We start from the raw sequence: 14,873 nt of genomic DNA on the forward strand, positions 1-14,873 counted from the left end.
GACCCGGCTACGGTGCGGGGGCGGGGCGGTAGGGGGGGTCCTACTGCATGTATTCGAGCTCGATCTTTTCCACCCAGGCACCCATGTTCTCCTGGACGAACTCCCAGTCGATGTCCTGCTGCTTGACGGTGGCGAAAAACTCCACCACCTCCGGGTTGGCCTGCTCTGCCGCGACCTTGTTGACAGGCATCGAGTTGAACTGTTTGGCGAAGGCGGCCTGGACGTCCGCGCTGCCGAACCAGTCGATGAACTTTACTGCTTCAGCCTTCTTGTCCGTCCCCTTCACCAGGGCAATCTGTTCAACAGCAAGCGGAACACCGACCGAGGGAATCACCGTTTCGGCCTTGACGTTGAAGGACTTCTCCCGCTCGGCAATGATCGAGGAAGGCATCTGGCCCATGTCCACTTCGCCGGAGGCTATCCGTGCGAAAAGGTCGGTCTTGGCCACGGCCGGGCTGCCGTTCTGGAAATACTGCTCAACCTGCTTCCAGCCCTCATCGGAGATGCCAAGATCACCGGAATCGTCTTTGTAGCGGGAGAGGATGCCCGCGAACACCAGCTGCGCTGTTGCGGTTCCCAGGCCGGTGACCCGCTCGTAGCGGGACTTGAACTCGTCCTTGGTCCAGAGGTCTGACCAGTCCTTGGGGGCGGCGTCGGCGCTGAACTTGTCCGCGTTGTAGCCGAGGAGGATTGCCTGCTTCACCAGCGGCCAGTACGCCTTGCCGTCACCGGTGTCCCCTACGGCCGTGTCCACTTCGCCCGCCCACGCCGGGTCAAAAGCTTCGAGCGCGCCGGCGGCCTTGATCTGGGCGAAGTACATGTTGTTCAGCCCGAAGGCAACATCGGCAATGGGGTTGTTCTTTTCGGCGATGAGTTTGTTCGTGGCGTCTGCGCCGCCGGCCCCCACCACCTCGATTTTGAAGCCGGCTTTGGTGGCCTCCGCGGTCAGCCAGTCGCCGCGGCCTTCACCGTTTGAGTTCGTGTAAACCACCAGGGTTTCGCCGGAAGGAGCCGTCGAAGTGGAGGAGGGGGCTTCGGACGCTGCGGGGGTTGCGGTACCGCCGCCGCAGCCGGCCAACATGGTCGCGGCGACGGCGGCCGCCATTAAAGTCTGGAATTTACGCACGATCAGGACTCGTTTCTGGACTCGACTCGGAGCATAGTCCGGCAAGCCTATAGCTGGACTCGACTAATGGGGGCGTTTATAGCTATCAATTCGATAAACAGCCAGGCTGTCGAGTCTGGCCCCATTGAGGTAACATTCAGGGCACAGTGCGTAAACGCGCGGTGAACGTTGCGAAGCAGGTGCGCTCGGGCGCACAGGCGAGTCCCGCCGTCGTCAGTCCTGATTCAGGGTTTCAGTCAGGTGGTGCGTGGGAATCCTGTCACGGTCATACGTGATTTCGGTGTAGCCGTGCGGTTCAGGCTGGCCGGACGGGCTGAGGTTCACAAAGACGATCTGTTCGATGGTGAGGATGCTCTGCCGGGTGATCATGTTGCGTACTTCCGCCCGCATGGTCAGCGACGTCCGGCCAAACCGCGTAGCCGTCAGGCCCATCTCGATCAGGTCCCCCTGTACTGCCGAGCTGACGAAGTTGATCTCGGAGATGTACTTGGTCACCGCGCGCCCGTTGCCGAGCTGGAGGATCGCGTAAATGGCCGCTTCCTCATCGATCCATTTCAGCAGGCTGCCGCCGAACAGTGTGCCGTTGGCGTTGAGGTCCTCGGGCCGCACCCATTTGCGCGTCCGGAAAGTGATGTCTGCTGATTCCATAGGGCGAGGTTAGCCGACCCCGGCGCGCGGTGCGCATTGCCAGGCGCCGTGTGACGCATGGTTAGGCCATCGCAGTGTGGGCGGCACTGTGGGAGTCGATCAGCTTCGCATAGCAGTAGGAGTGCTCCACCCCGATGTAGGCGCCAAAATTGGGCACCGGTTCAAACCCTGAGTTCTGGTAGAAGTTCCGGCCATCGGGCTGGGCTGAGCCCGCTTCGGCCTTGATCCTGGTGATTCCTTGCTTGTAGGCCTCGGCCTCGAGGGCGGCGAGGATGGAGCTGGCAACGCCTGAACCGCGCGTGTAAGGGAGGACGTACAGCCGCTTGATTTCTGCCGTTGAGTCGTCCAGAAGCCTGAGTCCGCCGCAGCCCACGGGCTGGCCGGAACCCTTGTCATACGCCACAAGGAATACAGCGCAGTCAGCGCCCGACGGCGGGGTCCCGGGTTCGTGGTCCGGCGTACCGAAGCGGGCGTCCAGTTCAGCCTGCTGGGCCCTGCGCAGATCGGCGCCAACAGGGTTGGCCCAGGTAACGGCCCTGATGTTGAGACGCGGGTTGGTCTGCATGACTGCCTCGATTCGCCGAAGGGATATGCCTGATGAGCCTACGGGCGCCGGGTTACGCGGGTGTTTCCCCGTCGTAAGGGTTTGGCTAACAGGCCGGTGCGGCCGCGCTAAGGCAACATTCTCGATGGCCTAGTTATAAGACCGTCTAAGATCATTGCATGGGCTCCAAAAATGAAGGTTCCGGATATTGGTACGGGCCGGACGGCCAGTTGGACTACAGCGCGTTAGTGCTCAAGTCCCTGCGCGACTACCGCACCGCCGAGACGGCCGTCCGGCGCTCCACGCGCGACTCCATGGGGATGGGGGAGACGGACATCCTGGCTTTGCGGTACGTCCTGCGCGTCCAGGCGTCGGGAGGTGCCGTGGTGCCGAAGGATCTGAGCCTGTTCCTGGGCATAACAAGCGCCTCCACGACATCCCTCATCGACCGGCTGGTGGCCAGCGGCCACGTGCGGCGGGAGTCGCACCCCACAGACCGCCGCTCAGTGGTGGTGGTACCCACGGTGGAATCCGACCGTGAGGTGCGCGAAACCCTTGGGGCGATGCACCGCCGGATGATGTCCGTGGCGGAGGGCCTGTCCGCTGAGGAGGCGAGGGTGGTTGTGGAGTTCCTCGCGCGGATGACCCGCGCCATCGAGGCGGAATCCGGCGACACGGAAGCCAAATAGCTAGGGCAACTAGTTAGCCCGTCTAGTAATATGTATGCTTACGACTAGTCCTGAATATTCCAAGGGGAGTCATGAGCGCGATCAACATTTGTTTTGAGGCAGTCCCGCCGGGTTCTTCATCGGCACCTGACACCTACGACGGAGCAGAATGGCCCGTTCACTGCGCCACTGAGATGGAAATGGTGATTCCTGCGGTAGGCGCCACCGCCGTGGGCTACACCTTCGAGGCTGCCGACGGACCCGTCCAGTTGCCTCCGGTCTGGCGCTGCGGCTGCGGCTTCCAACTCGACGCCTGGGCCACCGGATGGCCGGACCTTTCCAACGAGCCGCAGGCGCCGGAGCGGCGGCTGCCGGTCCTCACCGGCACCGTCGCAGAGTGACGGCCCTGGCGGTAGCGCCGTCGGCAGTTGCCTCCGGGCATGGCACGATGGCCGGGGAGATCCTGGTGTCGGGACGCTTCCTACTGAAGGAGCGGCTCGGGCGGGGTTCCATGGCCGAAGTCTTCCGTGCCGTGGACCTCGCCGGCGGCCGTGAAGTAGCAGTGAAAATCGCTGCCGACCCCTCTCCCAAGCACCGGGAACGGATCGCCAACGAAGCCGGCATACTGGCCGGCCTCGATCACCCGTCTGTCATCAGCTTCATTGCGGAAGGAACCGTGCCGCCGAGGGGGCCGCTGTCGGGAAGGCCCTACATTGTGGAAGAACTCGCATTTGGACCCAGTCTCGCGGACGTGTCCCGGGGCCCGCTGCGTTCTCCCCATGACGTAGCCGGATGGGCCGGCGCCCTTTATGACTCGCTGGGCTACCTTCACGGCAAGGGTGTGGTCCATCGGGACATCAAGCCCGGCAACCTTATGCTCAGCGGGCTCCGCCGCAGCCCTGTCCGGATTGTTGACTTCGGCATTGCGGCGGCTGCCGGTGCCGCGCCCGAGCCCGGAATGTCATCGGGGACCGTGCATTACATGAGTCCTGAGCAGGCGTCCGGTGGAACGGCGCAGCCTGCCTGGGATGTCTATGCACTGGGCCTGGTCCTCCTGGAACTCCTGACCGGGGCCAGGGCCTACACGGGTACGGCAGTGGAATCCCTCGTGGCACGGACACTGCGCAGTCCTGTCATCCCGGCCGGTCTGGGCCCGGGCTGGGGCACCTTGCTGCGTGCAGTGACAGCCATGTCCAGCGCTGAACGGCCGTCCGCAGGTGAGGCTGCAGTCATGGCCCGAAAGCTGGCCGGTTCCCCGGTGCGTTAGGGCCCGGCCACATCCGTGCCCGTAGGGTCCCCGGCTGTGGGATCCGCGAGGGCAAGGCCACCCACGGGGCTGCCGTCCCAGTGGATCAGCTTCCATCCGGAGTCGGGGTCGCCTTCAACAGCAACGATACCGGTGTTGGCCAGAACGTGGCGGGCCGCGAATTCGTGGTCGGCGCCCTGTGCACGCAGGCCTGCCCAGGTACGGATCGCTGCGCCGTGGCTGACTACGGCGGCCACGGCAGAGTCCCCGCCTCCGGCCACGCGTTCGGCAATCCGGGCGATATCGGCGTCGTACCGTGCAAAGAACTCGCGGCCGTCCGGGCCGGCAGGCATGCGGCGGTCAAGGTCGCCGGCGGCCCAGGCAAAGACGGTGGTCATGTACCGCTTGTGGGCTTCATGGTCTGTCAGCTTCTCCAATGCCCCGGCCTCGATTTCGTGGAGGCCGTCCAGTACCTCAACTTCAATGCCGTGCAGCCGGGACAGCGGGGCAGCGGTGATCTGGGTCCGCACCAGCGTGGACGCGTACAGCGCGCCGATCTGCTCATTGGCCAGCGAGCGTGCCATCGCCGCAGCCTGCCGCTCGCCGAGCTCCGTGAGCCCCGGCCCCGGGTGGGCGGTGTCCAACTGGCCAAGTACGTTGCCGGGGGTCTGTCCGTGACGGATGAGGAGCAGCTTCATGAGTCCAGTTTCGCACCCCGGAGTGGGCCGTGCCGCCAGGACGTCTGGGGCGTCGTGCGTTCCCGCCCGGTTGCTGCTGCGCTTACGCGGCGGGACACGGCGTGTTGGACCCGAAATGCCGGAATCCGGGCCGGCAACCGGGCAGGAACGCACCGGCCCGCGGCCACAACAACCCAAAACGGCGGCGCCGGGCCCTGATGAGCCCGGCGCCGCCGTCGTACTTTTCAGTTGTCCGGGAACACGGCCTACTTGAGGTGGTCCACCAGCTGGTCCGCGATGCCGGTGTATTTTCCGGGCGTGAGGGCGAGCAGCCGCGCCTCGGCGTCGGCGGAAAGGCCCAGGCTCTGGACGAATTCCTGCATGCGGGCAGCATCAACGCGCTGTCCGCGGGTGAGGTCCTTGAGGCGCTCGTACGGGTTCTCCATGCCTTTGACGCCGGCGATCGCTTCGGCGCGCATGACCATCTGGATGGCCTCGCCCAGGACTTCCCAGTTGGTGTCCAGATCCCCGGCGAGGACGTCTTCGGCAACATCCAGCCGGTCCAGGCCCTTGGCCACGTTGGAGATGGCAAGCAGGGAGTGGCCGAATGCCACGCCGATGTTGCGCTGGCTGGAGGAATCCGTGAGGTCGCGCTGCCAGCGGGAGGTCACCAGGGTGGAACCGAGGACGTCCAGGAGGCCGGAGGAGATCTCCAGGTTGGCCTCGGCGTTTTCGAAGCGGATCGGGTTGACCTTGTGCGGCATGGTGGAGGATCCGGTGGCGCCGGCAACGGGGATCTGGGCGAAGTAGCCGATGGAGATGTAGCTCCAGATGTCCGTGCAGACGTTGTGCAGGATCCGGTTGAACCGCGCGACGTCGGCGTACAGCTCGGCCTGCCAGTCGTGGCTTTCGATCTGGGTGGTCAGCGGGTTCCAGGTCAGGCCCAGGCCCTCAACGAACGATTTGGCCACCTGCTGCCAGTCAGCGCCGGGAACGGACGCGACGTGCGCGGCGTACGTGCCGGTGGCGCCGTTGATCTTGCCCAGGTATTCGGTCTTCGCGATCCGGTCCAGCTGGCGGGTCAGGCGGTGGGCGATTACCGCCAGCTCCTTACCCAGCGTGGTGGGAGTGGCGGGCTGGCCGTGCGTGCGGGACAGCATGGGAACGGCGCGGTTCTCCTCGGCCATCGTGCTGATCTGGGCCACGAGGGCACGGGCGGCGGGCAGCCACACATCCTCCACAGCGCCCTTGACGCCGAGGGCGTAGGAGAGGTTGTTGATGTCCTCGGACGTGCAGCCGAAGTGGACCATGGCGGTCAGGTTTTCGATGCCGATGCCGGGCAGGCGGCGGCCGATGTAGTACTCCACGGCCTTGACGTCGTGGACCGTAACGGCTTCGATTTCGGCCAGCTCGGCTACTGACGCCGCGTTGAATTCCGTGACGACGGCACGGAGTTGGTCCTGCTGCTCCTGGGTCAGCGGGCCGGCCCCGGGGAGGACGTTGTTGCTGGTCAGGTGGATGAGCCACTCGACTTCCACTGCCACGCGGTCACGGTTGAGGGCCGCCTCGGACAGGTAATCAACGAGGGGTGCGACGGCGGACTGGTAGCGGCCGTCCAGCGGGCCCAGGGCGATCGGCTCCGGGGAGGCGGCGAGGGCCAGGCGTCCGGAGGGCGTGCGGGTATCAGCTGGGGCGGCAGTTTCAGGCATGTGCTGATTCTTTCATGAACTCCGGCCGCGGCTTAAGCGGCAGGTTCCGCGTGACCTGTCCTCCCCCCGCGGGGTGTTCCGTTTATCGGCGCTGCCGCCGTGTTTGTCCACATAGCCGACGGCGGTGCTTCCGTAGCGTGAGCGGCGGACCGTAGCGTCGGGGTTCAGTAGATCGGGTTCAGGAGACAGGGGTTCGGGTGATCCGGCAGGACGTGCTGTGCAGCAGGGAGGGGGACGCGTGGGCGGGGACTTGACGGCCGCTGATCTGGCGGCGCAACTGAGTCGCGGATACGAGGTTCAGAATTTGGCGCGGCGGGTAGCCGTATGCGGGGACAGTGTGGCGCGGGTCCTTGCCGGGTTCCGGGAGATCCAGTTGTTGGAGTGGCAGTCACCGGCCGGGCGGGCGTACCGGGATTCCGTGGCCCTTCAGGAGGTAGTGCTTGGCAGGGCGCGCGTCGCGATTGAGGAGGCGGTGGCGGCAGTGAGCCGGCACGCGCAGGACGTTGCCTCCGCTCCAACCGCCGCGGCTGCTCCCGCGGGGCAATTTCCGTGGCCGAGGTAACGCCGTCCGGTGCCGGCGGGCCCATAAGGCTCACCGGCCCTGCTGTGGACAGCGGCCTGGAAATCAGGGGCGGAATTGGCGGCATGACCTTCCAGCTTGAGGAACTCGTGGGCGGTGCAGAGAAGCTTGACCTCCTTGCCGAGGAGTTGGCCCACACAGAGGGCGAGGTGCAACGTATCCAATCCAATCTGGGGTCTTACCAACTCAGCCAAACACCCACGTGGACAGGGGCGGTGTCGGCCCTGAGCTGCGCCAGGCTGGGAGTCCAGGCCGTCCGCTTGGAACTGCAGGCAATCAGCAGCCAGGTCCGTGCCAGCAAGCGGGACTATGAGGCTGCCGAGGCGGCGACAAGCCTGTTCGCCACCATGGGCATTCCTTCGTTCCGTGACTTCGAACATGTCCGCCTTGACGATCCGCTGTGGCCCGACCTTCGCGGCACGGATTTGGCGCTGCGCAACATTGTGAAGGCCAGGCACCACATCCTGGGCATCGCCGGCGCCCTCGTTCCAGCCTTGGAACCGCGCCGCATTGTGGTGGACCGGAAGGAAACCATGCCCGTTGATTTCGATGGATCCCCTGCTGCCCTCCTGGAGCGGGCGCGGATTATTGACGAAAGGGGCCCCGGCCATATCGAGGTCATCGAAACAGATACGGGCGGGCACAAGGCCTATGTCGTTGTTATTCCCGGAACCCAGGCCGGGGATGACATCGGGGGAGCGAACCCGTTCGATCCGGCAGGCATCGCGGAAGCCGTCGGTCACCGGTCTGCTGAGGTCAACGTCGCTGTGCGGGCTGCGCTGCAGGAAGCCGGGGCAGAAAAGGGGGCGCCGGTGGTGGCGGTCGGCTACAGCCAGGGCGGGATCCATGCCATGAACCTTGCGGCCGATCCTCTGTTCCGCAAGGAATACGCCATGAAATACGTGCTCACGGCGGGCTCCCCGGTCGGAAGCATCGAGCCGGCCGGTGATGTCAGCGTCCTCCATCTCCAGCACCGCCAGGACTGGGTGCCCGGAACGGACGGGACCGCGAACCCGGATACGCGGAGCCGGGTGACGGTAACGCTCCTGGACCAGGTGACAACGCCGGAAGGCAAGGATCCGGGACTGGGCCCCGGCCACAATCTGGGCAACTACCAGGAGGCGGCCAGGCTGGTGGGTGCCAGCGAGGACCCCACGCTGGTGCATTCGACCGCGGTCCTTGCCGGCGTCCTCGGAGCCGGCGGCACGGCAACGGCCACACGCTTCGCTTTGTCACGGACCCCGATCCAGGAGGCGAGTGCGCCCGGGCCAAGGCTGCAGCCCGCCCAGCGGTCACCACAGCGGTCCGAGGCAGAGAACCAGGTGGCCACCGGAAGGATGCAGGGCTGAACGGCGCTGCCCGGCAGCCGCACCGGCGACCTGCTGAAAGCCGTTCGGTCTTGCTCGAGGCTTAGCGCCGGCGGCCGCCCGGAACCCTGCCTGCGACCAGGGAGATGAGCGTGATGATGATCGCGGCGAGGACCGCCGTCCAGAAAAAGGAGTCAATGGAGAAATGCACCGGCGTGTAGCTGCTGAGCCAGGACGTCAGGTACAGCATGGCGGCATTGATGACGATCGTGAACAGGCCCAGTGTCAGGATGGTGATCGGCAGCGACAGGAAGCTGACCAGGGGCCGGACAAAAGCGTTCACCACGCCAAAGATCAGTCCGATGAACAGGTAGGCCAGGATGATGCCGATGGTCTCCGTGCCCTGCGTTACGCCCGAGTTGGCCACAGCCTCGGTGGTGGCGGACGTGGAGATATCAAGGCCGGGCAAAATCCAGCTGGCAATCCAGAGGGCCAGCCCGTTGATCAGGACCCGAAGAATAAAAGAGCGCATAGCCCAATGCTTTCACACGGCCCTGTGAGGTGCCGGGCCGCACTGCGAGGCCCCGGTGTGCTGTGCCCGTTCCGCCGCCGTGTATCAGCCCCGGGCGGGGGCGGCGCCGCACGACGCGGGAGAAAGTAGGCTAGTTTGCATGACGTCATCAGAGATTCTGTCTGGGGAAATCCGGCCTCGTCCCGTAGTGGGCCGGCTTCCCCGTTACGCCGCAGGGAAGCCCCCGGCCGCCGTGGAAGGCCTGGCCAGCTACAAGCTGTCCTCCAACGAGAACCCCCTGCCGCCGCTCCCGGCCGTGCTTGCGGCCATTGCCGGACAGACGGACTTCAACCGCTACCCGGACCCGCTCAGCAGCAAGCTGCGTGCGGCGCTCGCGGACTTCCTGGACGTCCCGGCAGCGGACATCGTCACCGGCGCGGGCAGCCTGGGTGCCCTCAGCCAGATCCTGTCCACGTTCGCCGGACAGAACGACGACGGCAAAGCCGACGAAGTGATCTACGCGTGGCGGTCCTTTGAGGCCTACCCCATCAGCGTCGGCCTGTCAGGTGCGGAAAGCGTGCGGATCCCGTTGACGGCTGAGGGCCGCCACGATCTTGCAGCCATGGCTGCAGCCGTCACGGTCCGAACCAAGGTCATCCTGCTGTGCACACCCAACAACCCCACCGGCCCCGCCCTGACTGCTGCTGAAACGGAACGCTTCATTCAGTCCGTCCCGTCAGACGTTGTGGTGGTTATCGATGAGGCCTACCAGGAGTTCGTGCGTGCTGAGGATGCTGTGGACGGCCTGGCGCTGTACCGCAAATATCCCAACGTTATTGTGCTCCGGACGTTTTCCAAGGCCCATGGACTGGCGGGCCTTCGCGTGGGCTACAGCGTCTCGAACCCCGGCCTGACAGAGTACCTGCGGGTGGCCGCCACACCCTTTGCGGTGTCACAGATCGCGGAAAAGGCCGCAATAGTGTCCTTGCAGAACTACCCCCAGGTTGTAGAAAGGGTACAAAGCATTGTGGACGAACGAACCCGCGTAACGGCCGGGCTGAAGGAGCTGGGCTGGTTTGTGCCGGAGGCGCAGGGCAACTTCGTCTGGCTGGATCTTGGTGCCAACAGTATGGAATTTGCCGATCTGGCCGGGGAACAGGCGCTCTCGGTGCGGGCATTCGGCAGTGAGGGAGTGCGCGTGAGCATCGGCGAACCGGAAGCCAACAGCCGTTTCCTCCAGCTCTGTGCAGGCTATACAAAGCCGCCACGGCGTTCCTAGCGCTTAACATGCGTCAGCAGCGGCACCTACTGAAGATAAAGTAAGGACCAGTAAGCCAAATATATGCCAACAAAGGAATGCATTCCTTGCGGGGCATATATCCCAGCGACATTGCAACGCATCCGCGTGCAGCAAGCAAGGAGACGGTATGGGCGCCACACATCTGCCCTCCACCGAGTTCGAAGGAACAGCGGTAGACGACCAGCTCGAAGCCGAGGCTGAGGCCAGGCTGGGCGACCCGGCCGAACCGATGGTGCAGCTGTTGGCGCCGGACGGCACCCTAAGAACAGACCCGCAATTCTCCGCGTACGCGGACCGTCTGGACGCCGAAAAGCTCCGGGGCTTCTACGCTGACATGGCAAGGATCCGCCGCTTCGACGTTGAGGCAACGGCGCTGCAGCGCCAAGGCCAGCTCTCGCTGTGGGTCCCGCTCACGGGCCAGGAAGGCGCGCAGATCGGATCCGGGCGGGCCAGCCAGCCGCAGGACTACATCTTCCCCACGTACCGGGAACACGGTGTGGCGCTGACACGCAACGTGGACCTTGCCGAACTTCTTCGCCAGTTCCGCGGCGTCTCCAACGGCGGCTGGAACCCCAAGGACACCAACTTCCACCTCTATACGCTGGTCCTTGCTGCCCAGACCCCGCACGCCGTCGGCTATGCCATGGGGATCCAGCGGGACCAGAAGCTCGCAGCCGCAGCTGCCGGCGGAGAGCCGGGCCGGCCGGCTGAGCCGAAGGCCGCGGTCATGGTCTACTTCGGTGACGGCGCCAGTTCCGAGGGCGACGTCCACGAATCCATGGTTTTTGCGTCCTCGTACAATGCGCCTGTGGTGTTCTTCTGCCAGAACAACCACTGGGCCATCTCCGTACCCAGTTCCGTGCAGACCCGTATTCCGCTGTCCAACCGGGCCAAGGGCTACGGCTTCCCTGGCGTCCGGGTGGACGGAAACGATGTCATCGCCGTCCATGCCGTCACTGAGTGGGCCCTGGAGCATGCCCGCGAAGGTAACGGCCCGGTGCTGATCGAGGCCTTCACATATCGTGTGGGCGCGCACACCACCGCCGATGACCCCACGAAGTACCGGGAATCATCCGAGGAAACGCTCTGGCGGGCCAAAGATCCGCTCGACCGCCTGGAAAAGTACCTTCGTGCCCAGGGCCTGGCGGACGACGCCTTCTTCGAGAAGGTCAAGGCCGACGGCGACGAACTGGCCGCCTACGTCCGCAAGACCACGCACGATCTGGAAACCCCTGACATCCGGACTGCATTCGCCAACACGTACGTCGAGGCCCACCCGCTTGTGGCCGAGGAACTGGCCTGGTTCGAGGAATACAGTGCCGGCTTCGCTGACGAGGCAGAGACCGGCCCGGCCGGGCCCGGGACAAACGATGACGCAGCGACAGGAGCGGCCCGCTCATGACCACCATGACCATAGCCAAGGCCATCAACGAGGGCCTGCGCGAAACGCTGGGCAGTAACCCCCGTTCCCTGCTGATGGGCGAGGACATTGGCGCCCTGGGCGGCGTGTACCGCGTGACCGACGGCCTCCTTGCGGAGTTCGGTGAAGACCGCGTAGTGGACACTCCGCTCGCCGAATCCGGCATCATCGGGACGGCAATCGGACTCGCCCTCCGCGGTTACCTGCCCATCTGCGAGATCCAGTTCGATGGCTTTGTGTTCCCCGGCTTCAACCAGATCACCACCCAGCTCGCCAAAATGCACGCCCGCAGCAACGGCAACCTGACCGTTCCCGTGGTCATCCGCATCCCGTATGGCGGCGGAATCGGCTCGATCGAACACCACTCCGAATCGCCGGAGGCGCTGTTCGCCCACACGCCGGGCCTGCGGATCATCACGCCGTCGAACGCCCATGACGCGTACTGGATGATTCGCCAGGCAGTCGAGTGCCAGGACCCCGTGATCTTCTTCGAACCGAAACGCCGCTACTGGCTCAAGGGCGAGGTGGATACGGTGTCGCCGGGAGCATCGGCCGATCCGTTCAAAGCCCACGTGGTCCGCGAAGGTACAGACGCCACCGTTGTTGCCTATGGGCCGCTCGTGCCTGTGGCCCTTGCGGCAGCGGACGCCGCTGCCGAGGACGGACACAGCATCGAGGTCATCGACCTCCGCTCCATTTCCCCGATCGATTTTGATGCCGTCACGGCCTCCGCCAAGAAGACCGGCCGCCTTGTGGTTGCCCATGAGGCGCCGACGTTCGGCGGCATCGGCGGGGAGATCGCGGCCCGGATCAGTGAACGTGCGTTCCTTTCCCTGGAGGCACCCGTGATCCGCGTGGGCGGGTTCCACATGCCGTACCCCGTGGCTAAGGTCGAGGAAGACTATCTTCCCGGCATTGATCGCATCCTCGAGGCGCTGGACCGCGCCTTGGCCTACTAGGCACCCCGCCCCGCCTGCGCCCGCCGCAAAACCCGTCGCAAAAGAGGACACCATGGCTCTCAACAAGTTCAATCTGCCCGATGTGGGCGAAGGCCTTACCGAGGCGGAAATCGTCACCTGGAAGGTCAAACCCGGGGATATGGTCGCCGTCAACGACGTCCTGTGCGAGATCGAAACCGCCAAGTCACTGGTTGAGCTGCCCTCACCTTTTGCCGGTACGGTTACCGAACTGTTGGTTCCCGAAGGCGTCACGATCGACGTCGGGACCGCCATTATCAGCGTCTCGGATGCCATCTCCGGTGATCCGAGTCCCGCCGACGTGCCGGCTCCCGCAACTCCGGTTCAGCCGTTGTACGGCAAACTTCCCGCGGACGACGGCGATGCATCCGGTGGTGCCCCGGCCGGCGGACCGCTGGTGGGGTCAGGTCCCAAGGCAGACGCGGTCAAGCGCCGCCCCCGCAAGTCGGCGCCTGCCGCCGTCTCGCCCGCCGACGCCGTGTCGCGCAATGCCCCCGAGGTGGAACCTGTACAGCCCCATACGGCGGCGGAAGTCTCCCCGCCGGTGGCCGCGCCTGCCGGGGCGCGGATGTCGGCTGGCACAGTCACCGGAGCGGTCGACAACCGGCCAACCCTGGGCGGAACCATCACAGGCCTCGTGAACCGCGTCCTGGCCAAGCCGCCCGTCCGCAAGATCGCCCGGGACCTGGGGATCGACCTCGCCGACGTCGTGGCCACCGGTTACCGCGGCGAAGTAACACGCGATGACCTGGTCAGCTACCAGGCCCAGCGTGACGCCGAGCTCGACAAGGCAGACGGCTTCTGGGGCAAGGCCGGCAAGCCGCAGGACCAGCGGATTGAACGCATCCCCGTCAAGGGCGTCCGCAAGGCGACTGCCAAGGCCATGGTGGAATCGGCGTTCTCGGCGCCGCACGTCAGTATCTTCGTTGATGTTGACGCCAGCCGCACCATGGAGTTCGTTAAGCGGCTGAAGGCTTCCCGCGATTTTGAGGGGATCAAAGTTTCACCGCTGCTGATCCTTGCGAAGGCCGTCATCTGGGCCGCAGCCCGGAACCCCAGCGTCAACGCCACCTGGGTGGACAACGTGGACGGGACCGACGCCGCCGAAATCCAGGTCAAGCACTACATGAACCTGGGCATCGCCGCCGCCACCCCGCGGGGACTCATGGTCCCCAACATCAAGGACGCGCAGGACCTCTCGCTCAAGGAGCTGGCGCTGGCGCTGAACAACCTGGCCACCACGGCCCGTGCGGGCAAGACCCAGCCGGCTGAGATGCAGGGCGGGACACTGACCATCACCAACATTGGTGCGCTGGGGATCGACACCGGAACACCCATCATCAACCCGGGCGAAGTAGCTATCGTGGCCTTCGGAACCATCAAGCAGAAGCCGTGGGTCCTGGACGGCGAGGTCATTCCGCGCTGGATCACCACGCTGGGCGGCTCCTTCGACCACCGGGTGGTTGACGGTGACCTGTCAGCCCGCTTTATGGCCGACGTCGCCGCCATCCTTGAGGAGCCGGCGCTCCTTCTTGATTAGGGATTCCAGAGCCACCGCCGCGGCGCTCCGGGTGAGGAACCGGACCGCCAGATGGCTGACCGAGGTGTTCCAGCCGCCCGTGGTGGTGACGCTGCAGTTGCTCATCAGCCCGGTGATTGAACCGGGTTTCCCGGGCACGCTCGGTTACGGCGCGCTGGCGGCACTCTTCGTGTGCGTCCTGCCCCTGCTTGTGCTGCTTGGGCTCGTCAGGCTGGGCAAGGTCACGGATCACCACGTCAGCAACCGCCGCCAGCGTGCGCCCGTCCTTCTCATGGCGCTGGCATCCGTCATCGCCGGGCTGGTGGTGCTCGGGGCCGTTGGTGCGCCGCGGAGCGTGGTGGTCATGGTGCTGGCGATCGTCGCGGGCATTGTGGTGCTGGCCGCTGTCAGCCCGTTCTGGAAGATCAGCGGGCACGCGGCGGCCATGTCGTCGGCGGCCGCGATTTACGTCCTGATGCTCGGTCCGGCCTGGCTGCCGCTGCTCCTGCTGATCCCCGCCGTCGGCTGGTCCCGTGTGGTGCTCCGGGCGCACACGCGGGCCCAGGTGGTCGCCGGCTCGCTCTTCGGCATGCTGGTGATGGCTGGCCTGTGGTGGCTGCTGCGCGGCTGGCTGCTTTAGC

15 protein-coding genes are annotated in these 14,873 nt (G+C 65.3%); 9 read left to right on the forward strand and 6 right to left on the reverse strand.

All coding sequences use genetic code 11. The annotated features are described in order from the left end of the window. Positions 1-40 precede the first annotated feature (40 nt). The 3 genes from GUV69_RS15320 to GUV69_RS15330 form a co-directional block, all read right to left on the reverse strand. On the reverse strand, positions 41-1,105 hold the full coding sequence (locus tag GUV69_RS15320; protein ID WP_431197113.1) for an extracellular solute-binding protein: 1,065 nt from the start codon (positions 1,103-1,105) through the stop codon (positions 41-43). Positions 1,106-1,339: 234 nt separating this feature from the next. Further along, a complete protein-coding gene (locus tag GUV69_RS15325; protein ID WP_164203965.1) occupies positions 1,340-1,774 on the reverse strand; it encodes an acyl-CoA thioesterase in 435 nt (144 codons plus the stop codon). Between the two features lie 61 nt (positions 1,775-1,835). Then, entirely contained in the window at positions 1,836-2,339 is a 504-nt protein-coding gene (locus GUV69_RS15330; RefSeq protein WP_164203967.1) for a GNAT family N-acetyltransferase, read from the reverse strand. A gap of 158 nt (positions 2,340-2,497) precedes the next feature. Between GUV69_RS15330 and GUV69_RS15335 the strand changes: the two genes are divergently transcribed. The 3 genes from GUV69_RS15335 to GUV69_RS15345 all read left to right on the forward strand — a co-directional run bounded on the left by GUV69_RS15335 (position 2,498) and on the right by GUV69_RS15345 (position 4,253). Beyond that, on the forward strand, positions 2,498-3,007 hold the full coding sequence (locus GUV69_RS15335; protein ID WP_164203969.1) for a MarR family winged helix-turn-helix transcriptional regulator: 510 nt from the start codon (positions 2,498-2,500) through the stop codon (positions 3,005-3,007). A gap of 71 nt (positions 3,008-3,078) precedes the next feature. Next, on the forward strand, positions 3,079-3,387 hold the full coding sequence (locus tag GUV69_RS15340) for a hypothetical protein (RefSeq protein WP_164198702.1): 309 nt from the start codon (positions 3,079-3,081) through the stop codon (positions 3,385-3,387). Continuing rightward, entirely contained in the window at positions 3,384-4,253 is an 870-nt protein-coding gene (locus GUV69_RS15345; protein WP_244292744.1) for a serine/threonine-protein kinase, read from the forward strand. The genes GUV69_RS15340 and GUV69_RS15345 overlap by 4 nt, the downstream gene beginning before the upstream one ends. Here GUV69_RS15345 and GUV69_RS15350 read toward each other — a convergent pair. Beyond that, the gene (locus GUV69_RS15350) at positions 4,250-4,930 is read right to left on the reverse strand and encodes a histidine phosphatase family protein (protein ID WP_164203971.1); all 681 of its coding nucleotides are present in this window, start codon (positions 4,928-4,930) and stop codon (positions 4,250-4,252) included. The genes GUV69_RS15345 and GUV69_RS15350 overlap by 4 nt on opposite strands. A 245-nt stretch (positions 4,931-5,175) precedes the next feature. After that, the gene (gene purB / locus GUV69_RS15355; RefSeq protein ID WP_164203973.1) at positions 5,176-6,618 is read right to left on the reverse strand and encodes an adenylosuccinate lyase; all 1,443 of its coding nucleotides are present in this window, start codon (positions 6,616-6,618) and stop codon (positions 5,176-5,178) included. Between the two features lie 549 nt (positions 6,619-7,167). Here purB and GUV69_RS15360 point away from each other — a divergent pair. Then, positions 7,168-8,547: a hypothetical protein gene (locus GUV69_RS15360; protein ID WP_164203975.1), complete on the forward strand. Its 1,380-nt coding sequence runs from the start codon at positions 7,168-7,170 to the stop codon at positions 8,545-8,547. Between the two features lie 61 nt (positions 8,548-8,608). Here GUV69_RS15360 and GUV69_RS15365 read toward each other — a convergent pair whose 3' ends face one another. Further along, positions 8,609-9,037, reverse strand: a complete 429-nt coding sequence (locus GUV69_RS15365) for a phage holin family protein (protein ID WP_164203977.1) — start codon at positions 9,035-9,037, stop codon at positions 8,609-8,611. A gap of 139 nt (positions 9,038-9,176) precedes the next feature. On the opposite strand from GUV69_RS15365, the gene GUV69_RS15370 reads away from it, so the two are divergent. The 5 genes from GUV69_RS15370 (at position 9,177) to GUV69_RS15390 (ending at position 14,872) form a co-directional block, all read left to right on the forward strand. Beyond that, positions 9,177-10,295, forward strand: coding sequence for a histidinol-phosphate transaminase (locus GUV69_RS15370; RefSeq protein ID WP_164203979.1), 1,119 nt, complete (start codon positions 9,177-9,179; stop codon positions 10,293-10,295). Positions 10,296-10,443: 148 nt separating this feature from the next. Beyond that, positions 10,444-11,718: a thiamine pyrophosphate-dependent dehydrogenase E1 component subunit alpha gene (locus tag GUV69_RS15375; protein ID WP_164203981.1), complete on the forward strand. Its 1,275-nt coding sequence runs from the start codon at positions 10,444-10,446 to the stop codon at positions 11,716-11,718. Then, positions 11,715-12,695 carry an alpha-ketoacid dehydrogenase subunit beta gene (locus tag GUV69_RS15380; RefSeq protein ID WP_164203983.1) on the forward strand — a complete coding sequence of 327 codons (981 nt, stop codon included), beginning with the start codon at positions 11,715-11,717 and terminating at the stop codon, positions 12,693-12,695. Before GUV69_RS15375 ends, GUV69_RS15380 begins: the two co-directional genes overlap by 4 nt. A gap of 52 nt (positions 12,696-12,747) precedes the next feature. Then, a complete protein-coding gene (locus tag GUV69_RS15385) occupies positions 12,748-14,253 on the forward strand; it encodes a dihydrolipoamide acetyltransferase family protein (protein WP_164203985.1) in 1,506 nt (501 codons plus the stop codon). Between the two features lie 31 nt (positions 14,254-14,284). Further along, a complete protein-coding gene (locus tag GUV69_RS15390) occupies positions 14,285-14,872 on the forward strand; it encodes a phosphatase PAP2 family protein (RefSeq protein WP_164203987.1) in 588 nt (195 codons plus the stop codon). The last annotated feature ends 1 nt before the right edge of the window (position 14,873 follow it).

It is taken from the genome of [Micrococcus luteus] ATCC 49442 (assembly GCF_010367585.1).
In the GTDB taxonomy this organism is placed as follows: Bacteria; Actinomycetota; Actinomycetes; order Actinomycetales; family Micrococcaceae; genus Arthrobacter; species Arthrobacter luteus_A.